Source organism: Acinetobacter bereziniae (assembly GCF_016576965.1).
Lineage (GTDB): Bacteria > Pseudomonadota > Gammaproteobacteria > Pseudomonadales > Moraxellaceae > Acinetobacter > Acinetobacter bereziniae.
Genome location: NZ_CP066119.1, coordinates 746697 through 767464, shown reverse-complemented (window position 1 = coordinate 767464; position 20768 = coordinate 746697). Strand labels below are relative to the sequence as shown.

Sequence of the window (20768 nt, the reverse complement as noted above, 5' to 3'; positions counted from 1 at the left end):
CCATAGAAGGAAAAGGAATGATGAGCGAAAACATAGATGTTAAAAGCAGCATTGATGTGAATCAGGCTGCTTCGCAAGATAAATTAATCAGTTGGCATCCTGAGCAAATTCAGCAAAAAGATATCACTTATGCATCTTGGATTGCTTTTTTTGCATGGGTGTTTGCAGTTTATGACTTTATTTTATTTGGTACTTTACTGCCTGTCATGGGTGGTCATTTCAACTGGAATGAAGCTGAACAAGCCAGTTTAGTCACTTGGATTGCCGTCGGCGGTGCAATTGTTGCGTTCGCTATTGGACCAATTGTAGATCGTATTGGTCGGCGTAAAGGGATTATTTTCACCATGACAGGTACAGCAATCGCTACAGCGATGACCGCCATGGCAGGGGTTGGAAAAAGCTCACTGGTTGCCATTCGTTCAGTTGCTGGTCTAGGTTATGCCGAAGAAGGAGTAAATGCGACTTATCTCACCGAAATGTATGCCACTTCAAAAGATGAAAAGTTTCAAAAACGTAAAGGTTTTATCTACTCTTTGGTACAAAGTGGCTGGCCTGTAGGGGCATTACTTGCAGCAGCATTGACTGCAATTTTACTTCCTTATGTGGGCTGGCAAGGTTGTTTTATTTTTGCTGCTATTCCAGCATTTATCATTGCTTTTCTAGCCAGAAATTTAAAAGAAAGTCCCCAGTTTCAAGTTGTGCAAAAAATTAATCAACTTAAACAGTCTGGCGAAAATGAACAAGCAGATCAATTGGCTCGTCAGTACCATTTAGACGACCCAGAACAACAAAAAGTGGGCGTGATGGCTGCTTTTAAAGGTTCGGCATTACGCCCGACATTAGTACTAAGTTTAGCGATTTTGCTGAACTGGTCTGCCATCCAAGTCTTTAGCGTATTGGGAACATCTGTGTTGGTGAATGTTCACAACTTATCTTTTCAAAACTCCTTAATCATTTTGATTCTCTCGAATCTGATCGGTTTTGTTGGCTATTTGGTTCACGGTTGGTTAGGAGATCGTATTGGTCGTCGTAATACTGTTGCCATGGGTTGGATGTGTGGCGGTGTGGCGTTCTATGCCATGATCGTTGCTTCTCATGACCTGGTCACAGTGGTCGCCCTATATAGTGTTGGTTTATTTTTCTTAACAGGTCCTTACTCTGCAATGTTGTTTTTTATGGGGGAATCTTTTCCAACACGCATACGCGCAACGGGTGGCGCAATTGTACATGCGATGGGACCGATCGGTGCAATTTTAGCTGGTGCAGGTATCACCAGTATTCTCACTGGTGGTGGAGCTTGGGCAAGTGCGGCAATTTGGTTTGGTGCCCTACCTTGCTTCTTGTCTGGTTTGGTCATGCTTATGGCACGCCATGTAAAACCTGAAGATGTGAAATAAGGAAATGAGCATGACTTTAAACAATACTCCCGTAGCATTTATTACTGGAGCTGCCAGTGGGATTGGACAAGCTTTGGCTGTTGCATATGCAAAACAGAATATTCGAGTAGTTGGTGGTTATTTTGAGAAAGATCCACATGACCCAAACATCACTGAACAACTGGTCAAAGAGGCAGGCGGACAATGTGTCATGGTTGCAGTAGATGTGACCGATACTGAGTCTGTACAAAGCGCAGTACAAAGTGCAATAACACATTTTGGGCGCTTAGATTATACGATTGCCAATGCAGGTTTGTTACGTCAAAGCTCAATCATCGACATGACAGATCAAGCATGGAATGAAATGTTAAATGTTGATTTAACTGGTGTAATGCGTACCTTCCGTGCAGCAAGTCTATATATGCAAAGTTCAGGTGCAATGGTTGCCATTTCCTCTATCGCAGGGGGTGTTTATGGTTGGCAAGCACATAGCCATTATGCTGCTGCCAAAGCAGGTATCCCCGGCTTATGTAGATCTTTGGCTGTTGAATTGGCACCTAGAGGAATTCGTTGTAATGCGGTTATTCCCGGTTTGATTGAAACCCCACAATCCTTAGATGCGCAAAATTCTCTTGGTCCTGAAGGTTTAAAACTTGCTGGACAGAAAATTCCCTTAGGACGTGTCGGTCGTGCCGATGAAGTTGCCAAACTGGTTCGCTTCTTAACCAGTGATGATGCCAGCTATATCACAGGACAAAGCATTATTGTTGATGGTGGGCTAACCATTCGTTGGCCTGATTAATCAACAATCCCCCTACTCATATGTTGAACAAGCTTGATTTTGAAATTTATTGATGAGGTCAAGCTGTTCTTTTTATTGGAAGAATACATGAAACCATTAAATGAATGTCGTGTTGTGGTGACGGGAGCCGCCAGTGGTATTGGTGCTGCGATTGCACAAGCATTTGCTAAGCAAAATAGCCGTTTGGTGTTATGCGATTTAAATGCTGAAGGTCTAGAACAAATTGCCCTGCTCTGCCGCCAATTTGCTACGCAAGTGACCACCATTATCGCAGATCTGGGCACTGAACAAGGTGCGCATCAAACTGTGGATTGCTGTGTTGAAACCTATGGTGGAATAGATGTTTTAGTCAATAACGCAGGCATTTTAACCCAAGCCCCGTGTACAGAACTCAGCAAGAAAATGTGGGACGACATGCTTCGTATTGACTTAACCAGTGTGTTTTTAACCAGTCAACGGGCCTTACCTCATATGATCAAGCAAAAATGGGGGCGTATTATTAATATTTCCTCCCAACTTGGGATTAAAGGCGGGATTGAACTGGCACATTATTGCGCAGCCAAAGCCGGTGTAATCGGTTTTACCAAATCTTTAGCTCAAGAAGTCGCTAAAGATAATGTATTGGTCAATGCAATAGCACCGGGTCCAATCGCCACACCACTGGTCGATGGTATTAGCCAAAGCTGGAAAGATGAAAAAGCCAAACAATTACCTTTGGGGCGTTTTGGAACAGCTGAAGAAATTGCGCCAACCGTAATTTTATTGGCGTCGGATCCTGGCGGTAATTTGTACGTGGGTCAGACACTCGGACCAAACAGTGGCGATGTAATGCCTTAATCAATGGAGTAATGGTGCAATGTGTGGATTATGTGGATTGATAGGTGAACAACAGGATTGGACAGACAGCCTAAGATCTGATCTGCCTAGACGGCGAGAGCGTTTACGTAAAATTAAAATGCTTAATCACATTACTGCACCCTATCGCTTATCAATTGCTGACTTTCAGGGCGTGAATTATCTGATCCAGACACCTACTGGCAAACAAAGTATAGCCAATGGGCTTGATCTATTATGGAACGAAATCCAGCAATTAACGGGGCAAAAAATAGATGTTCTTGATCCTCGACTGTTATCACATTTAGAGGCTTTATAAATATGACGATACCTGTGCATATTGTGACTGGTTTTTTAGGCAGTGGAAAAACCACGTTGATAAAAAAACTACTGACACATACACAAAATGACAGCACGATCGTTTTAATTAATGAATTGGGTGAAGTCGGCATTGATCATCTGTTGGTACAAACAGTGGCTGAGAATACCTATTTGCTCGCCAATGGTTGTATGTGTTGTAGTGTTTTAACCGATTTAAAAGACAGCTTGTTAAAACTATTACAGCAACGTAAACAGGGAGAGATTCCAGATTTTAAGCGTGTCATTATTGAAACCACAGGTTTAGCTAATCCAGCAGCGATTTTAAATACAATTCATCATGATACACATATTAAAAATCAGTTTTATGTACATGGATTAAGTACGGTTGTTGATGCCGAGTTAGGTCATTTACAGGCTACGCTTCATCCAGAATGGTTAACCCAAGTCGTTGCTGCACATCAGATTATTTTGAGTAAGACTGATCGGGTTGATCTTCCAACACAACAACTTTTATCTGAGAAAATACAACAGCTTCACCCTGAAGTGAATATTCAATTCATCAATCAAATTGATTGCGTGGATGACATTTTTTCTCAAGATTTAGCGCAGCAACAGCATCTTTCACGACCGCAATTTTTTCTAAAAACTCAACAAGACCAGCATGCAATGACTCAAAGTTGCGTGCTGGAATGGACAACAAAACTGGATTGGATGGTATTCGGACTATGGATAAATCTATTACTCAAACAATATGGTGAAAATATTCTACGGATAAAAGGGATTTTAAACTTAACTGAATTTGACCAACCTGTTTTGATTCACGGCGTACAACACTGTTTATACCCGCCAGAGCATTTAGCCCAATGGCCTTGGGAAGATCACTATTCACGTATTGTCATGATCGTGAGGCATGTTGATCTTGAACAGATAAAAAAGTCATTTCAAATTTTTATGGAAAAGCTGAACTAAGTTAATTACGAAAACCTTCAAACTTCTGTGTTTTTAAAACATGGAACAGGATTTCTATGCCTAGATTTAACTAAAAATATTTTCTCAGACTTCAATTTTTAAATTTTTTATGAGGATTTATCACAACTTGCAAAGATAAGTACAGCAATGATCAAGGAGTCATCATGAGCTAGAACAATTCAAAAAGTAGGGATACTGAGCTTTTAAAGCTTCTGTTTTTTTGCCGAAAAAACATGAATTACTAAAAAATATGGAGTAAAAAATGAAAAAAATCGTATGGATGATTGCATTCGCAGGATTATCATCAACATCATCAATTTATGCAAAAAATGCTTTTACAAGTGACAGCCAATGGATGTTTGGCGATGGACAGGGTCAACGTACAGCTTTAATTGAAAAAGGCTATGATTTTGGCATAAGTTATACGGGTCAAGGTGCAACTGTACTTGATACCCAAATGAGCAGTGAGAAAGACTCGGCTTATGCAGATCAATGGAGCTTTTTGGGAAATTTTGACTTAAATAAAATTTTGGATTGGAACGATACTGAAGCGTTGATCAATATTACTTATCGCTCAGGTCAGCAAGTTGAAAATAAGTCACAGGTGTTGTCTCCACATATCAGTCAAGTTCAAGAAGTGTATGGTCGAGGACAAACATGGCGTTTAACGGACTTATGGATTAAAAAGAAATTCTTCGACCAGAAGTTAGATGTAAAAATCGGACGATTTGGTGAAGGAGAAGACTTTGCCAGTTTTGATTGTGAATTTCAAAATCTTGCTCTATGTGCAGGTCAAATTGGACATTGGTCAGGAGATCAATGGTATAACGGTCCTGTAAGCCAATGGGCAACTCGTATTAAATGGAATATCTCTCCAAATTTATCAGCGCAAATTGGTGTCTATGAATACAATCCTGAAAATCTAAAAAGAAGCAAAGGCTTTAACCTGAGTACAGATGGTTCCAAGGGCGCACTGCTTCCAATAGAGCTGATTTGGAAACCTGAAAATTTAATTCAAAACTTGGCTGGTGAATATCGTTTAGGTTATTACTACAGCACAGCTGATGTAACAAACGTGCAAATCCAAAACGATCGTAAAGAACATAAGAACGGGACTTGGATTTCAGCCAAGCAACAGTTAACAAGCCATGCTGGCGATGTAAATCGAGGTTTAACATTGATGGGGCAAGTTGCTGTTTATGACAATAAAACCAGTATTTTTAATGATGCAGAAACACTTGCTGTGACTTATAAAGGTCTATTTGATCAGCGTAAACAAGATGAAATTGGGCTAGGTATATCACGAATTGCTGTCGACAGTCGGCAAAATCCCCATTTGAATAACGAGATCAATGCTGAATTGTATTATAGTCTGCTCGCAACACCGTGGCTTAAAGTGCGCCCCAACCTGCAATATATTGACCGTATTGGCGCAAATAAAAATCAGGGTGATGCCTGGGTAGCTGGGTTAAAGTTTAATCTAAACTTTTAACATGGCTTCAACAGCACTCCACCAAGTTAAAACGTAGTGACTTCTATACACTACGTTTTAACTTAAAGCTAAGTTATAGTCAGCAAAAGCCTGTGATTTACAAAAAAGTAAAATCAGCATATACAATACTTAAGCTTGATCATGATGATCAGTTCTAAGGGTTTTAAATCATATTTTTGGTTTAAAGACAACTTTTGTAATGGTCGTTTGTCCCTAAAAAAGCAGGATAATGCATACTTTGAAAACATCATCTAAACCGACTTTAAGGGTCTTAGGTACTTCAGTCACCCTAATTGAAGCAATAAGAAAACAAGCTGAAATAGATCTTGGTTTTGATATTGAATATCAAATTCACGACCCTCAAACCGCACAACGTATTGCAGTATTAAATCCAGATCAATATGACCTTTATGATCAATGGTTCCATAATATTGATTTTGTTTGGCCAGTCAGGTCCATTCAGCCCATAGAAATTAAGAAAATTCACCGCTGGGATGAAGTCAATGATTTAGCAAAGAAAGGAACTTTACTTGCTGATCAACCGTTGGCAAAAGGTGGCGTTCCAAGTCAACGATTATATGTACAAAAAGATGGTACGTTGAGTAGTCAGGAATCTGAATATATCAGCATGCTTCCCCTTACCCACAATGTAGACAGTTTTATTTATTTTCCAAAATTTTTACCTAAAAACTTACATGATCAACCCGAAAGTTGGGCATGGCTATTAGAGCAAAATTGGAATGGTTGTGTCACGGTACAAAACGATGCTGCGATTGGTGCACTCGATTTAGCAATGGCAGTACAGGGTTCGGGTCAATTGCAGTTTAAAGATATAGGTAATTTATCTTTATCTGAAATTGATCAATTGACTTCAATCTTACTTGAGCTTAAACAGCAACAACATTTCAAAGATTTTTGGGCTGATGATGCACATGCTTATAATTTAATTGTCGATCAAAATATTCATATCGGCAGTTTATGGTACCCTGCACTGATCAAATTACTAAAAGCAAAACGAGATTTTAAAATTGCAAAACCTGTAGAAGGATACCGTGCTTGGTTTGGCGGATTGGCATTATCTCGAAATCTGCAGGGGCAAATGAAAGATCATGCTTATGCGTATCTCAACTGGTGGCTTGATGGTTGGGCAGGTGCCATGATGGCAAGACAAGGCATGTATATTTCCAATCCACTGCGAGCACGAGAATATTTAAGCTCGGCTGAATGGGATTTTTGGTATATGGGTAAACCTGCTGCAGAAGCGTTAATGGGAATTGATCAACAACCTTTAATCAAAAAAGGCATGCTACGCCAAGGCGGTTCCTATATAGAAAGAATGGGGCATATCGGAGTCTGGAATTCTGTCATGGATGAACACAACTACTTAGTCAGAAAATGGAAAAACTTGATGCAACACTAGGCTAGGATTGCTATTCCATTTAAATGATTAGGAAATTCTTTCTAGATACGGAGGAATATTCGGTTCAGGAATAATTGAAAAGACTTTTAAATATTCAACCGAACGCTTTTTTGCATTAATCAAATGCTTTTCTAAATATTCCAAGCCTTGATCTATCGAGCCACACAACAAGGCTTCTAGAATTGCGTTATGTTCTTCTAACATCAACTCATAATTGCTCAGATGAATCGCATCATGGATCACTCGGCTAATCAAAATAGAGCTCTGCGCATTGTATAAAATATTTGCCATTTTCTGATTATGCCACTTGATATTGCACAAGGTTTGATGCAGATCAGCTTCAATCTGTTGGATCAATGAGGCATTCACATCCTGTTTATGGGTTTGTGCATAGCGAATACGATTTAACATCTGCTGAATATCGTCATAAGAAATATGATGAATATTGGCTTTTAGCGCCAATGGTTCAAGAATTAAGCGCAGTTCATAGTTTTCGATTACGCTTTGTGCAGTTAATGGACCAGCAAGCCAATCTCCGTATGCCTCTTTTTCGACTAAGCCTTGTAAATGTAGACTTTTTAATGCCTCACGTACAACATTGCGTCCCACATTAAAATGCTCTGCAATGCGCTGTTCATCAAGTCGATAGTGTCCATGTAAAATAATATAAGATATGCATTGATACAGCTCATCATAGACTTTATCGCTTAATAAACGGGTATCAATAATGTCCTCATCAGATGCTAGCCCCAATAATTCTCGTGTGATCTCCAGTCTAATCGGTTCAATATCATTTGATTGTTCTGGGTTGACCAAATAGCCTCGACCTTCAAAACGTGAAATTAATTGTTGATCAAATAAAAGTTGTAATGCCTTACGAACAGGAACACGGCTGGTATTAAAAATATTCGAGAGCGGTCCTTCTAACAGAACAACACCAGTAGAAAGCGTATGACTGCGAATCACATTTTGCAAAGTCTCAAAAATACTTTGATAGCGTGAATTTGCCTGAGAAAATGTTTGAGCCGTCATAACAAGATATACAATTTGAAGTGGACTGGAATCTAGTAAATCATAATTTACACCAATAATGATCAAGCTAGACAATGTGATCAAAACAATTTTAGAAAACAATGACTCAGATTCGATTGGCTTTCATGTTATATCTTAAAAAGGTCAATATAGCCAAATATAAAAATTCATATGGCGTAACAAAAGAAAAAGTTACCTATTTCAATCACAACCCGACAACGCTATGATTCAAGGTAACTTTTCTATTTTCAATAAAAACAAAATTTAAAGTAGTGCAGCATTAGAAATTCATATTAAATTTCACTCCACCTACCCACGCATCACCATAGGCTTTATTGGCACCAATATTTTTGACATATTGAATATTTGGACGCACTGTTAACCAAGGAGCTGCTTTTAAGCCATAATAAATTTCTGCATCCAACTCATCATCAAACTTTTCATTGTTGACTTTGCCTTTAAACTTTATTGCATCTGTATTTACACCAATCCTCGCTAAACCAATTCCAATTTCATCGCTTGGGCGAGCATCAAATAATCCCTTGTAGACCACTGCAATATTTTGCGCATCACTATAGGCACTGGTTTTATCATCATAAAATGTCGCTTGTCCCATCAAGGTCAAACCACGAGATTCATCGCCATGGTGACGAGTCAATTGCTGCTTTGCTGAAAGCCAAGCCGCCCATTTATGATTATCAGCATCAAACTTTTGGGAAATTCCTGGAACTGAATAATCCACCTGTACATTCTGTGTATCCACAGTACTGGTAAAGTAACCAAGTCGGTACTCTCCCGGCAAACTTAAATTTGCACTGGTTTTTTTCGGTTGCCAGACAATTTCCAAAGGAATCACAGCGCCATCTGAACCATCAGTACTTAAATTAAAACCATCACTTGCCGTAGTCGCATTGGCGTTAACGGTATTGCGTTCATATATTCCCATTTGAACGGCTAATTCTGGATGAATATTGTATTTAACTCGCCCTGCCCATTGGCTCACAGGACCGTTGTACCATTGATCTCCAGCCCAGTTGGCAACCTGACCACCACATAAAGCAAGGTTTTGAAATTCACAATCAAATCCAGCAAAGTCTTCACCAATACCAAAGCGTCCCAACTTGATATCCAAACGCTGATCAACAAATTTCTTTTTAATCCAGAGGTCTGTTAAACGCCAAGTTTGACCTCGACCATATACTTCTTGCGTCTGGTTAAATTGTGGCGCCATGACATCGGCTTCAGTATTGAGTGCTTTGCCACCACGATGGGTGATGACAATTTTTGCTTCTGTATCACGCCACCCCAATATCTTATTTAAATCAAAGTTTGCACCAAAAGCCCATTGATCTGCATAAGCATTGCCCTTGCCATCACGATCAGCATTCATAACACCTGCAAACTCACCTGTATAACCCACATTAAAGTCATAGCCTTGATCTTTTAACTGGGTTCTTTTACCGTTCCAATCTCCAAGCATCCATGGGCTATCTACACGAAAAGCATCTGCTGCGATTGCAGCATTCATCGTTAACCCACTTGATAATGCAATGATTGTGAGTTGTACTTTTCTACGACTTCCATTTTGAATTTTCATGATATTGTCCTTAATGATCTTATCTTCGCCCTTATGATTAAATGGCGGTTTTCTCTTATTTATCGCGTTCAATGCGATAAAATTCGGTTATTAATTGACTTGTGCCAGTGTGATTTTTTGGTAGCTTTTCGCATAAAAAATTACGATTACGAAGCAAATCAATGGCAATACATAGGCAATATGTGTTCCATAGTGATCAGCTAATTTCCCCATGAAAAAAGGCATAATGGCACCGCCCACAATCGCCATGATCATAAATGAGCTGCCGATTTTTGTTTTAGAACCGAGATTCTTAACACCCATCGCAAAAATGGTCGGGAACATAATCGACATAAAGAAGAAGATACCAATCGCTGCGATTACTGAAATATATTCAGCGCCAGATAAAATCACGACACACAGCACACTGTTAATTACGGCATAAATTAACAACAAATGATTCGCGGAGATTTTCGACATGATGCCAGTGCTGACAAATCGCCCGATCAAAAAAGCCAGCATGGCAATAGATAAGAAATATGCGCCTTGTTGGCTTGAGCTCTGTGGCCAAGTTTCGACTACCAAGTTAATAAAAAATGCACCCACGCCAACCTGTGCGGCGACATAGAAAAACAGCGTAATAACACCAAATTTAAATTCTGAATGTGACCACATCGATGCACTATTATTTTGAAGATTGGCTGCATCCAATTTCGCTTCGTTTTCACGTAGATCAGGAAGTTTTGCTTTAGCAAAAAATACAATCAAAACAATAACAATTGCAGCAATACCGACATAGGTATAGGTCACAGCATCAAAACTTGCAGCACTGTCACCTTCAACCGAATTAAAGAAGAACAAACCTCCAATCAACGGACCAAAAAATTGTCCCAAGCCATTAAAAGACTGAGATAAATTAAGCCGCTGTTCAGCAGTCGATGGATCTCCCAATGCAGAGGAGTAAGGGTTTGCAGCCGTTTCCAAACATCCTAACCCTAGAGCCAGTACAAATAATGCAAATAAGAAAAAGCTAAATGTCATCATATTAGCCGCAGGAACAAAGAGCAGAGCCCCGATTGCATAAAGGGAAAGACCGAGAATAATCCCTGCTTTATAACCTCTTTTTTCAATAAATAAACCCGCAGGTAGAGCAATCACAAAATAGGCACCAAAATATGCAGCCTGAATCAGCCCCGATTGAGCTTTAGAAATATGCAAAGCTTCCTGAAAATGTTTATTTAAAACATCGACCAAACCATACGACAATCCCCACATAAAGAAGAGTGTCGTGACCAATATCAACCCCATCCTAAATTGGGGTTCTGTAATTTTTGCCTTCATGGCTGAATTCCTTATATCATTCGGATTATTGTTTTAGATCAAATATTTTTTCCATTTCGATCCATTTTTCACCAGGTTTTGCACTTGGCAGTACTTGTTGGTACTGCGACATCAAAGTTTCCCACTCAAGATTTTTCGGTTCTGAAACCGCAACGCTTTGTGCTAGGTCAGCGTCATAATCGTCAGTGGTGTCCATAATCATAAAAAGGCGATTTTCGACTTGCCAAATCTGCATATCCAGCACACCACGATTGCGAATATTGGTGGTGATTTCTGGCCATACTTTTTGATGATACTGTTGATATTGCTGGATCTTTTCAGCATCGTTCACAAGGTCTAAAGCCAAACAATAGCGTTTCATCTTTCGCTCCAGTTTTCGGCATATCTGTCTTAATCTTGATCTAAGGCACGATCTAAATGGGTATAACCGCCATCAACATATAAAAGTTGTCCAGTGGTATGCGAGGAACGATTAGACAGTAAAAATACCGTGGTATCTGCAATTTCATGGGTCGTCGTCATACGATGACCAAACGGAATATTTTGGGTAATTTGTGCTAATTTCTGGGTCGGGTTATCAAAGCTATCCACCCAACGTTGATACAGTGGTGTCATGACTTCAGCAGGTAAAACCGCATTGACCCTCACCCCATCATCTTTAAATTGCGCAGCCCACTCTCGTGTCAAAGCCAATCGACCGCCATTTGCTGCTGCATAACCACTGGTATGTCCCTGCCCTGTGACTGCAACTTTAGAGCCTATATTGACGATGCTGCCTTTGCTTTGTTTGAGATGCGGTATGCAAAAGTGCGCCATTGTAAAATAATGAATCAGGTTTTTATCTAAAGACTGTCTAAACGCATCAATACTGTCTTCAAGTCCAACATTGTCATTTATTCCAGCATTGTTGACTAAGCCATCTAGACGTCCATATAAATCAATAACCTTCTGAACGTTTTCTTGGCAGGCTTTTTCATCGGTCAAGTCCAGTTGATGAAAGGAGTAGTTCGTCTGTGTTTTCTGTAAAGATGCTTCGAATTCTGAACTCAGAGCTGAACGACCAAAAATGGCAACCGTTGCACCCTCTTGTGCCAGTAATAATGAAATTGCCCCACCAATTCCGGCACCACCACCTGTAACGATAAAGACTTTATTTTTGAGGTGTAAATCCATCTTTCTGATCTCCTATATTTAAAATCTTTTAAATTTCATAGCTTATATAAGCGTTTAGGTGTATCTGTTTCGACCTGTTTACGTTCTGAGTCACTCCAGTTGCGTGTCCATTCATCCCAAAATGCCAACAATGTGTCATAGCGATGGGTCGCAAAAGACACAGGCCAATCTGATCCCCAAAGCAAGCGTTCAGGACCAAAGAGTTCTAAGGCAATATCAAGGTGGGCTTGAAAATCTTGTGCTTTGCAGTATGCGCCCGCCTCTGTCACCAAACCTGAAATTTTGCAGTTCACATGTGCTAATGCGGCTAACTCTTTCATGTTCTTTTTCCACACAGAAAAACCATCACTGGAATACATCTGTGGCTTGGCTAAATGATCAATCACCAACGCATATTGATCATGTCGTTGGGAAAATTTTACGGCTGCATCTAAATCTTTTTGATGAATCAAAACACCATAAAGCAACTCAGCTTGCTGAATTTTTTCTACGCCCAGATTAAATTGGTGGTTGTTCAACATATAGGCTGTAGGATCAGGCTCATCTTGAAGCATGTGACGAAAGCCTTTTATCCGCTTATTTTGTTTGAATTTTTCCAACTGCATTTCAGCGTCTTTTTTAAAATCAAACCATGCCACAATGCCTTTGATAATCGAATGTTGCTCTGCCAGTCCATTCAAATATTCATTTTCCTCCCAAGATGGTCTTGCCTGAACAGCGATCAAACCTTCTATTCTGGTAGGCAATTGCATGAACAAATCTTCAGGAGACATGTCTTTTGCAATGGCGCTTAAGTCATCCGTCATCCAAGGGAATTCAACTGGATTGTATTTCCAAAAATGAATATGGCTATCAATCACTTATATACTCCTTGTGGCTTTATGCACTTTCATTCTTTTCTCAATGGATGAACTGTAAAATCATCCTTAAAAAACTCATCCACGATAAAACCACAAATCAGCGCGTTTTACTTTGTGAATCATGCCCTGTGATACTAGAGTCTAACTCTCGTGTATCAGGCTGGCTGATCTCACCGTATTTGCATGCTACATTCCTTTAGCATGAATCACTTTTGTCACTGAAAAATTCAGCCTATCAGCCCTTAAATCTATATTTCTCAATAGATGCTGGTTTCATTTCAATTGAGAAGCCTGCAAGAGTTGGAGGCATATAAGCTGCATTTTGAATCACACAAGGATCGATAAAGTGCTCATGCAAATGGTCCACGTATTCTGTGACACGACCTTCTTTGGAGGTTGAGAACCATAAATAATCAATCATAGAAAGATGCTGAACATATTCACACAGCCCTACGCCACCTGCATGTGGACAAACTTTGAGTTTGTATTTTGCTGCCATGAGCAATACTGCTAGCACTTCATTGATTCCACCCATTCGACAAGCATCAATCTGAACAATATCAATCGCTTCACGCATAATAAATTGTTTAAACATGATGCGATTCTGGCACATCTCACCTGTCGCCACTTGAATCGGCTGAATCGCAAATCGGATTGCACGATGAGCTTCGACATCATCGGGTGAAGTCGGTTCCTCAATAAACCATGGATTGGAAAATGCCAGTTGCTTCACCCACTCAATGGCTTGCTCACGTTCCCAAATCTGATTGGCATCAATCATTAAGTGACGATCAGGACCAATGATCTCACGTGCAATTTTGACCCGACGTTTATCTTCCTCAACATCGCGACCCACTTTTAATTTGATATAGTTAAAGCCTTCATCCACAGCCTCTTGGCAAAGTCGCGCAAGTTTTTCATCGCTATACCCCAACCATCCTGCTGAAGTCGTATAACAAGGATAACCTTCTAAAAGTAAAGTTTTCTCACGTTGCGCTTTACCAATTTCATTCGACTTTAATAAGTTCAAAGCTTCATCAGGCGTAATACAGTCAGTTAAATAACGAAAATCAATACAGTTTACTAATTGTTCAGGAGTCATATCTGCAACCAGTTTCCAAACCGGTTTAGCTTCACTTTTTGCCCATAAATCCCAAATCGCATTTACCACTGCGCCAGTCGCTAGATGCATCGCACCCTTGTCTGGTCCAATCCAACGGAGTTGACTATCTGAAGTTAAATGTCGCCACATCAAGGCAGGATTTTTCTTAATCTCATCAATATCTAGACCAACCACCAGATGGCGCATCGCTTCAATTGCTGCACAGCAGATTTCATTACCACGACCAATGGTAAATGTGAGACCATGTCCCGTCAGCGCTGGACGATCCGTTTTTAAGATGACATAGGCAGCTGAATAATCTGGATCTGGATTCATCGCATCTGAACCATCCAATTGCTGTGAAGTGGGGAAACGAATATCCAATACTTCTAAATCCGTTATCTTTAACATTCCTATTCCTTTTTAAATGCTGAGCTTTTTTAAAGACAAGTCTTCCTAAGGCATCGAATTTAAATGCCTTGTTTGTGTAACTTAAAAATTAAATCTATTCAGATAAATCTGGCTTATTCAGCATTCACAACTTTCTGTTGTTGTTCGCCTAATCCCTCAATACCCAATCGCATCACTTGCCCTGCTTTTAAATACACAGGTGGCTTTTGCCCAAGCCCTACACCAGGTGGCGTACCCGTAGAGATCACATCACCGGCCTGTAAACTCATAAACTGGCTTAAATAACTCACAATAGTGGGTATATCAAAAATCATGGTATTGGTATTACCATCTTGATAACGATGACCATCCACCTCTAACCAAATTTTTAACTGATGTGGATTTTCGATCTCATCCTTGGTCACGAGCCATGGACCTGTTGGACCAAAAGTGTCGCAACCTTTGCCTTTGTCCCAAGTCCCTGTGCCTTCAAGCTGAAATGCTCGCTCTGAAACGTCATTAATCACACAATAACCTGCAACATAGTCCATTGCCTGTTCTTTACTGATGTAACGACCATCTTTAGCAATAACGACACCCAACTCAACTTCCCAATCGGTCTTGGACGAATGCTTTGGAATTTCCACATCATCATTTGGTCCAACCACTGCACTGGTCCATTTATTGAAAACCACTGGTTCAGCAGGAACTTCTGCACCTGTTTCCGCGGCATGATCAGAATAATTCAAACCAATACAGATAAATTTACCAATATTACCCACACATGCACCAAGGCGCACATCCTCGGCAACCAAAGGCAGGCTCGATAGATCCAGATTTCGAATCTTATCTAACTCGGTGGCGAGCACCTGACCATTGATGTCTTGAACCACTGAAGACAAATCCCGAATTTGTCCCTGTGGGTCTAAGATTCCTGGCTTTTCTTGTCCTTTTACACCATATCTTAATAATTTCATTGTTCTATCCTAGATCTGTTTGAAAATTAATTTGACCAACCACCATCGATCATATTGATGGTTCCGGTTGTGAATGAGGATTCATCACTTGCCAGATAAAGCGCTAATGCAGCTATTTCTTCGGCCTTACCAACTCTTCCCATCGGTTGGCGAGCAACAAACTGAGCATAGACTTCATCAATGGTTTTATTTTGCTCTTTGGCTTGGGTTTCAATACGATCATGTAGTGATGGAGAGTCTACAGTTCCCGGACAGATCGCATTGCAACGAATTCCTTGACCGATAAAATCTGCTGCGATCGATTTGGTCATACCAATAACTGCAGCTTTAGTGACACTATAGGAAAAGCGATTCGGTACACCTTTAATACTTGATGCCGCAGATGACATATTGATGATTGAAGCAGTGGCACTTTTTAACATTGTGGGTAAAAAAGCCTGAATCATGTGGTACATCGAATCGACATTCATCGTAAAAGCACGCTGCCATTGTGTTTCATCACATTCTAAGATTGAACCTGCAGGAACCCAACCAGCACAATTGAACAACACATCAACTTGCTGATATTTTTTTGAAAATTCAATAATTTGCTGACGATTAGTAATATCTAAATATTCCACTTGAATATTGTCAGAATGGCTTTTGAGTTCTTCAAGCAGTTCTAAATTAATGTCCGTAGCAATGACCTTTGCGCCTTCTTTTGCAAAGCTTAATGCAGTGGCTCTACCAATTCCCTGAGCAGCTGCTGTAATCACACACGTTTTATTTATCAATCTCATTCCTTCGTCCCTGCTTTTTACTTTATACTATGGTAAATGCTAAATTGACTAGACCAATTAATTGGTCTAGTCAATTTAATTGATCAAAAGTGTTTTGGCAAGACCAATTTTTGTAAAAGTTGAAATTTATGACTCAAACTCGTCTCTATCAAAATATCTTTAATAAGATTCAAGATGATATAAAGAATGGAATTTATCAGTTAGGTTCAAAGTTACCGCCTGAACGAGATCTTGCGCAGCAGTTAGGTGTAAGTCGTACCTCAGTACGTGAAGCAATCATTGCGCTTGAAGTGAATGGAATTGTTGAAGTAAAACTGGGGAGTGGTGTCTATGTCATTAAAGATCAACAAGATCAGGTTTTGGAACAAACGGGTTTTAATACCAATATACATCCTTTGCTGATTCCTCATTTAAAAGAAGATTCCGCAGTTACGCCATTTGAAGTCTTAGAAGCCCGTTTGCAGATTGAGCCCTATCTTGCAGAACTGGCAGCAAAGCATCGTACGGATGAACAATTAGAAGAGATTAAAGAAGCATTTTTTATGAATGTTCGAGATAATCTGGAACATTCTAGTGAGCATATTGGTGATCGTTTATTTCATATTCGTATTGCTGAAGCGAGTCAAAATAGCGCTTTTTCTTTTTTTCTGAAATATTTGCTCGGGAAACAATATACCGAGCTGTTCAGTCGTATGCGTAGTTTATATACCCCTGAAGATATGCCATTAAGATCTCAGCATGAACATCAAGAAATCATGGCAGCAATTCAGAGCCAAGATGGAGCAGCGGCATATAAAGCCATGCAAAAACATTTGCAGAATGTCATCAATATCTTTTCAAGGAAGGTTTAGGTTAAATATACTGATACTTGCGTAAGGCTATGTTACATAAAGCCTTTAAAGATAAAGTTTTTCCTAAGTTAATTAAATTTAAAATCACTAAAGACCTCATTAATTTAATTCTCCAAACGATTTAATACGCTGCTGTTCTTAGCAAAACCTAAAAACAGCTTTTTAAATGGGTGAAGGTATTTTTAAAAAATAATTTTCGAGCTTAAGCCCAGCACTAAAGCATTATCAACATAATTCGTTGCTCCAGGATTGATTACATATTGAATATTAGGTCTAAGCATCAACCACTTCATTGGGAAATATGAATAGTTCAACTCAATATTATATTCAGCATCTTTATTAATGCCTTGGCGTGTTTGACTGTAACGATCACTAACATCAACTCTATTTACAGCAAAACCAACAATATCATTAGGATAATTATTTAAAAGTCCAACATATTTCAAACCAATTTGTTGCATATTTTCAACTTTGTTAGTGGTTTGATCATGAAAACTGAAGTTCATAAAAGTATACAGCCCTTGCTGAATTGAGTTTTTTGAGGTTAATTGTTGTTCTACAACACCCCACATCCCATATGTGTGAGATTCAGGCTCTCCTGTTACGATGTCTTTTTGGTTTTTGAGATCGTCAGCTGTATTATAAAATGCACCTATACGATAAATTCCAGCTAAGTTATTAATCATCTGTTTAGGCTGCCAGACAAGCTCAATAGGCATATTGACACCATCGACATCTTTTGTATCCAAATTCCACCCTTCACTTTCTTCCAAGTTTTTTGGGTTATATTCGAATACACCAAATTGTATAAAGACCTCAGGGTTAAAACTATATTTAGACATTACAGCCCATTGGCTTACAGGTGCATTAATCCATTTACTGCCTTGCCATTTCCCCATTTGTGCACCGCAAAAGGAATTATTTTGAAAGTCGCAAGACATCACATTGAAATAGGTTCCCATGGCAAAACGCCCAACTCGAATACTAGTAGCTGCGTTACTGAATTTTTTTTCGATCGAGAGTTCTGCAAGCCTTGTACCCGAATTACCTCGACCATAATTTGCCTGTACATTGGCCAATTGTGGTGCTTGCGGATCAGAAATCTGTTCTACTGATACGCTCTGCCCTTGTCTTGCCATAATTAATGCTCGAACACTTATCCCCTCCAAATTTATCAATTTTTCTAAATCCAAAGTTGAGCCGAGTGAAAATTGACTAACATAAGTCGGGGCTTGTCTTGGTTTATATCCACCATCAGCTAAATAAGCAATGTCGAGATTTAAGCCACTATCAAATTTAATCCCTTCATTCTCTAGCTGGGTTCTTGAACCATTCCAATCCCCAGTCAAATTTGTTCGATTCACATCGAATAAGTTCTCAGCAAAACAAGCTGTATTTGTTCCAATAAATACACCAAGGAGACATAAAAAATTACTTTTGTTCATTGCACAATCCCTGCAAATTTTGAATATAAGTTTCCCTAAACAGCTAATTAAATAAGCTATTTTGAACAGTTAAATGGCTTAAAAGTGGTAGGATAAAATTAGGGCATGGCTAGACTCCTGTCGTACACCATGCTCAATTCACTAACAGTTGGACTCTCTTAGGTTAAGTGATTTTTGATTTTTGCTTTAACTGCTTCTGTAGAAATACCATAACGATCATGTAGTGTGGGTAATGCGCCTGCCTCTAAAAATGCATCAGGTAAACCAATCATATCAAAACGTGGATGTTGCCCATTTCTTAATAGTAAGGTTCCAACTGCTTCACCTAACCCCCCAACTACAGAATGATTTTCAGCAGTAAGTACAGACCGTCCTCCTTTTGCAACTTCTGCTAAAATCGTTTCTTCATCAAGAGGCTTGATGGTTGGAACATGTAGAACTGAAACCTCAATTCCCTCTTTTTCAAGCTCTTCAGCGGCCTCAAGCGCACGCATAGTCAGTAATCCAGTAGAGATAATCAAGAGATCTTTACCTGGCTTAATGACTTGGGCCTTACATAATTTAAATTGGTAGTTATATTTATCCAATACCAATGGAACTTGACCACGTAACAAGCGCATATAAACAGGACCTTGATGAGCAGCAATCTGTGGAATAGCCTGCTCAATTTCCAAGGCATCACATGGATCAATGATCATTAGATTTGGCATTCCACGGAAAATGGCAATATCTTCTGTTGCTTGGTGACTTGGTCCATATCCTGTAGTTAAACCAGGAAGGGCTGCTACAATTTTCACATTCAGATTATCTTCGGCAATCGCCATACAAATAAAATCGTAAGCTCGACGTGAAGCAAATACAGCATAAGTCGTGGCAAAAGGAACAAAGCCTTCTCGAGCTAATCCAGCAGCAGCACTCATCAGGAGTTGTTCTGCCATTCCCATTTGAAAGAACTTGTGTGGATTTTGATTCGTGAAAATATGTAGATCTGTATATTTAGATAGGTCTGCTGATAATCCAACAATATCATCACGCTCTTTCGCTAGCGCATTTAAAGCATGTCCAAATGGTGCAGGCTTGGTTGGTTGCCCTTCTACAGCAATCGAAGCAATCATGGCAGACGTTTTTAATTTTTTCTTAGGAGAGTTCGCTAATTGGCTCATGGATCTAAACTCCTTATTTGCCGTAATGAGTTAATATATTTAAAGCTTCATCCCATTCGCGTTCATCTACCCGAATAAAATGTGTTTTTTCTCGGCTTTCCAAAAAGGAAACACCTTTACCCATTTTGGTATCGCAAATGATGACTCTCGGATTTATACCTTTATAATTTCTTGCATTATCAAAAGCTTCGAGTAAAGCTTTCATGTCATTACCATCTACGCGCTGTGTATACCAACCAAAAGACTGCCAACGATCTACAATCGGTTCAAAAGCTAGAATTTCACTTGAATGCCCATCGGCTTGCTGATTATTCACATCAATAATTGCAATTAGATTATCTAATTTCCAATGTGAAGCCGACATGACAGCTTCCCATGTAGAGCCCTCATTGAGCTCACCGTCTGAGAGGAAGTTATAAACAAAAGATTCTGATTTCTTTTGCTTTAATCCGAGGCAAGCGCCTACCGCAATGCCTAAACCATGACCCAATGAACCACCTGTGATTTCCATACCAGGGGTATACGTTGCCATGCCTGACATAGGTAAACGACTGTCATCAGAACCATACGTTTCTAGTTCTTCTAATGGAATAACTTTTGCTTCGATCAAAGCAGCATATAAAGCAATGGCATAATGACCTATTGAAAGATAAAAGCGGTCTCGTCCTTCCCACTCAGGATTCTCAGGCTGATATTTCATTGCATGAAAATAAGAAACTGCAAGTAGATCAGCTGCACCTAAGGCCTGTCCAACATAACCTTGGCCCTGTACTTGTCCCATACGTAATGCATGTTGACGAATGTTATATGCTCGTTGCTGTAGTTCAGCAATACGAGCTTTTTTATTAATATTTGACATAATTAA

At 39.5% G+C, this 20768-nt stretch carries 20 protein-coding genes; 8 read left to right on the top strand and 12 right to left on the bottom strand.

Going from position 1 to position 20768, the window contains the following annotated elements; genetic code table 11:
- Positions 1-17 precede the first annotated feature (17 nt).
- From I9192_RS03580 to I9192_RS03550, 7 genes are all read left to right on the top strand, one after another.
- Positions 18-1397: an MFS transporter gene (locus I9192_RS03580; protein WP_228129512.1), complete on the top strand. Its 1380-nt coding sequence runs from the start codon at positions 18-20 to the stop codon at positions 1395-1397.
- 10 nt (positions 1398-1407) lie between these two features.
- Complete coding sequence (locus tag I9192_RS03575; protein ID WP_005030983.1) at positions 1408-2178, top strand: SDR family NAD(P)-dependent oxidoreductase; 771 nt, start codon at positions 1408-1410, stop codon at positions 2176-2178.
- Between the two features lie 87 nt (positions 2179-2265).
- Positions 2266-3015: an SDR family NAD(P)-dependent oxidoreductase gene (locus I9192_RS03570; RefSeq protein ID WP_005030985.1), complete on the top strand. Its 750-nt coding sequence runs from the start codon at positions 2266-2268 to the stop codon at positions 3013-3015.
- Between the two features lie 19 nt (positions 3016-3034).
- Entirely contained in the window at positions 3035-3331 is a 297-nt protein-coding gene (locus tag I9192_RS03565) for a hypothetical protein (RefSeq protein WP_005030988.1), read from the top strand.
- Positions 3332-3333: 2 nt separating this feature from the next.
- Positions 3334-4302 (top strand): CobW family GTP-binding protein, encoded by a 969-nt coding sequence (locus tag I9192_RS03560; protein ID WP_005030989.1) that lies wholly within the window; start codon positions 3334-3336, stop codon positions 4300-4302.
- 262 nt (positions 4303-4564) lie between these two features.
- On the top strand, positions 4565-5794 hold the full coding sequence (locus I9192_RS03555; protein WP_005030991.1) for a carbohydrate porin: 1230 nt from the start codon (positions 4565-4567) through the stop codon (positions 5792-5794).
- Between the two features lie 229 nt (positions 5795-6023).
- On the top strand, positions 6024-7214 hold the full coding sequence (locus tag I9192_RS03550) for an ABC transporter substrate-binding protein (protein WP_005030992.1): 1191 nt from the start codon (positions 6024-6026) through the stop codon (positions 7212-7214).
- Between the two features lie 27 nt (positions 7215-7241).
- Here the strand turns inward: I9192_RS03550 and I9192_RS03545 are convergent, their stop codons facing one another.
- The 9 genes from I9192_RS03545 to I9192_RS03505 all read right to left on the bottom strand — a co-directional run bounded on the left by I9192_RS03545 (position 7242) and on the right by I9192_RS03505 (position 16444).
- Positions 7242-8246, bottom strand: coding sequence for a GntR family transcriptional regulator (locus I9192_RS03545; RefSeq protein ID WP_005030994.1), 1005 nt, complete (start codon positions 8244-8246; stop codon positions 7242-7244).
- A 280-nt stretch (positions 8247-8526) separates the two neighbouring features.
- Complete coding sequence (locus tag I9192_RS03540; protein ID WP_005030995.1) at positions 8527-9843, bottom strand: carbohydrate porin; 1317 nt, start codon at positions 9841-9843, stop codon at positions 8527-8529.
- Between the two features lie 90 nt (positions 9844-9933).
- Positions 9934-11163, bottom strand: coding sequence for an L-fucose:H+ symporter permease (gene fucP, locus I9192_RS03535; RefSeq protein WP_005030996.1), 1230 nt, complete (start codon positions 11161-11163; stop codon positions 9934-9936).
- Positions 11164-11188: 25 nt separating this feature from the next.
- Entirely contained in the window at positions 11189-11524 is a 336-nt protein-coding gene (locus I9192_RS03530; RefSeq protein ID WP_005030998.1) for an L-rhamnose mutarotase, read from the bottom strand.
- 29 nt (positions 11525-11553) lie between these two features.
- Positions 11554-12336, bottom strand: coding sequence for an SDR family oxidoreductase (locus tag I9192_RS03525; RefSeq protein ID WP_005031000.1), 783 nt, complete (start codon positions 12334-12336; stop codon positions 11554-11556).
- Positions 12337-12371: 35 nt separating this feature from the next.
- Positions 12372-13196, bottom strand: a complete 825-nt coding sequence (locus I9192_RS03520; RefSeq protein ID WP_005031003.1) for an amidohydrolase family protein — start codon at positions 13194-13196, stop codon at positions 12372-12374.
- Between the two features lie 235 nt (positions 13197-13431).
- A complete protein-coding gene (locus I9192_RS03515; RefSeq protein WP_005031005.1) occupies positions 13432-14709 on the bottom strand; it encodes an L-fuconate dehydratase in 1278 nt (425 codons plus the stop codon).
- 113 nt (positions 14710-14822) lie between these two features.
- On the bottom strand, positions 14823-15665 hold the full coding sequence (locus tag I9192_RS03510; RefSeq protein ID WP_005031006.1) for a fumarylacetoacetate hydrolase family protein: 843 nt from the start codon (positions 15663-15665) through the stop codon (positions 14823-14825).
- Positions 15666-15691: 26 nt separating this feature from the next.
- Positions 15692-16444, bottom strand: a complete 753-nt coding sequence (locus tag I9192_RS03505; RefSeq protein WP_005031007.1) for an SDR family oxidoreductase — start codon at positions 16442-16444, stop codon at positions 15692-15694.
- Positions 16445-16572: 128 nt separating this feature from the next.
- Between I9192_RS03505 and I9192_RS03500 the strand changes: the two genes are divergently transcribed.
- Positions 16573-17295, top strand: a complete 723-nt coding sequence (locus tag I9192_RS03500) for a FadR/GntR family transcriptional regulator (RefSeq protein WP_005031008.1) — start codon at positions 16573-16575, stop codon at positions 17293-17295.
- 182 nt (positions 17296-17477) lie between these two features.
- Here I9192_RS03500 and I9192_RS03495 read toward each other — a convergent pair whose 3' ends face one another.
- From I9192_RS03495 to I9192_RS03485, 3 genes are all read right to left on the bottom strand, one after another.
- Positions 17478-18740, bottom strand: a complete 1263-nt coding sequence (locus I9192_RS03495; RefSeq protein ID WP_005031009.1) for a carbohydrate porin — start codon at positions 18738-18740, stop codon at positions 17478-17480.
- 158 nt (positions 18741-18898) lie between these two features.
- Complete coding sequence (locus I9192_RS03490) at positions 18899-19903, bottom strand: transketolase family protein (RefSeq protein WP_005031010.1); 1005 nt, start codon at positions 19901-19903, stop codon at positions 18899-18901.
- A 13-nt stretch (positions 19904-19916) separates the two neighbouring features.
- Positions 19917-20762, bottom strand: coding sequence for a transketolase (locus I9192_RS03485; RefSeq protein WP_005031012.1), 846 nt, complete (start codon positions 20760-20762; stop codon positions 19917-19919).
- Positions 20763-20768: the final 6 nt, after the last annotated feature.

What these genes read in the sequence shown, in the direction of transcription:
- I9192_RS03580 (WP_228129512.1), top strand. Translation starts at nt 18, where the DNA reads ATGATGAGCGAAAACATAGATGTTAAAAGCAGCATTGATGTGAATCAG.
- I9192_RS03575 (WP_005030983.1), top strand. Translation starts at nt 1,408, where the DNA reads ATGACTTTAAACAATACTCCCGTAGCATTTATTACTGGAGCTGCCAGT.
- I9192_RS03570 (WP_005030985.1), top strand. Translation starts at nt 2,266, where the DNA reads ATGAAACCATTAAATGAATGTCGTGTTGTGGTGACGGGAGCCGCCAGT.
- I9192_RS03565 (WP_005030988.1), top strand. Translation starts at nt 3,035, where the DNA reads ATGTGTGGATTATGTGGATTGATAGGTGAACAACAGGATTGGACAGAC.
- I9192_RS03560 (WP_005030989.1), top strand. Translation starts at nt 3,334, where the DNA reads ATGACGATACCTGTGCATATTGTGACTGGTTTTTTAGGCAGTGGAAAA.
- I9192_RS03555 (WP_005030991.1), top strand. Translation starts at nt 4,565, where the DNA reads ATGAAAAAAATCGTATGGATGATTGCATTCGCAGGATTATCATCAACA.
- I9192_RS03550 (WP_005030992.1), top strand. Translation starts at nt 6,024, where the DNA reads ATGCATACTTTGAAAACATCATCTAAACCGACTTTAAGGGTCTTAGGT.
- I9192_RS03545 (WP_005030994.1), bottom strand. Translation starts at nt 8,246, where the DNA reads ATGACGGCTCAAACATTTTCTCAGGCAAATTCACGCTATCAAAGTATT.
- I9192_RS03540 (WP_005030995.1), bottom strand. Translation starts at nt 9,843, where the DNA reads ATGAAAATTCAAAATGGAAGTCGTAGAAAAGTACAACTCACAATCATT.
- fucP (WP_005030996.1), bottom strand. Translation starts at nt 11,163, where the DNA reads ATGAAGGCAAAAATTACAGAACCCCAATTTAGGATGGGGTTGATATTG.
- I9192_RS03530 (WP_005030998.1), bottom strand. Translation starts at nt 11,524, where the DNA reads ATGAAACGCTATTGTTTGGCTTTAGACCTTGTGAACGATGCTGAAAAG.
- I9192_RS03525 (WP_005031000.1), bottom strand. Translation starts at nt 12,336, where the DNA reads ATGGATTTACACCTCAAAAATAAAGTCTTTATCGTTACAGGTGGTGGT.
- I9192_RS03515 (WP_005031005.1), bottom strand. Translation starts at nt 14,709, where the DNA reads ATGTTAAAGATAACGGATTTAGAAGTATTGGATATTCGTTTCCCCACT.
- I9192_RS03510 (WP_005031006.1), bottom strand. Translation starts at nt 15,665, where the DNA reads ATGAAATTATTAAGATATGGTGTAAAAGGACAAGAAAAGCCAGGAATC.
- I9192_RS03505 (WP_005031007.1), bottom strand. Translation starts at nt 16,444, where the DNA reads ATGAGATTGATAAATAAAACGTGTGTGATTACAGCAGCTGCTCAGGGA.
- I9192_RS03500 (WP_005031008.1), top strand. Translation starts at nt 16,573, where the DNA reads ATGACTCAAACTCGTCTCTATCAAAATATCTTTAATAAGATTCAAGAT.
- I9192_RS03495 (WP_005031009.1), bottom strand. Translation starts at nt 18,740, where the DNA reads ATGAACAAAAGTAATTTTTTATGTCTCCTTGGTGTATTTATTGGAACA.
- I9192_RS03490 (WP_005031010.1), bottom strand. Translation starts at nt 19,903, where the DNA reads ATGAGCCAATTAGCGAACTCTCCTAAGAAAAAATTAAAAACGTCTGCC.
- I9192_RS03485 (WP_005031012.1), bottom strand. Translation starts at nt 20,762, where the DNA reads ATGTCAAATATTAATAAAAAAGCTCGTATTGCTGAACTACAGCAACGA.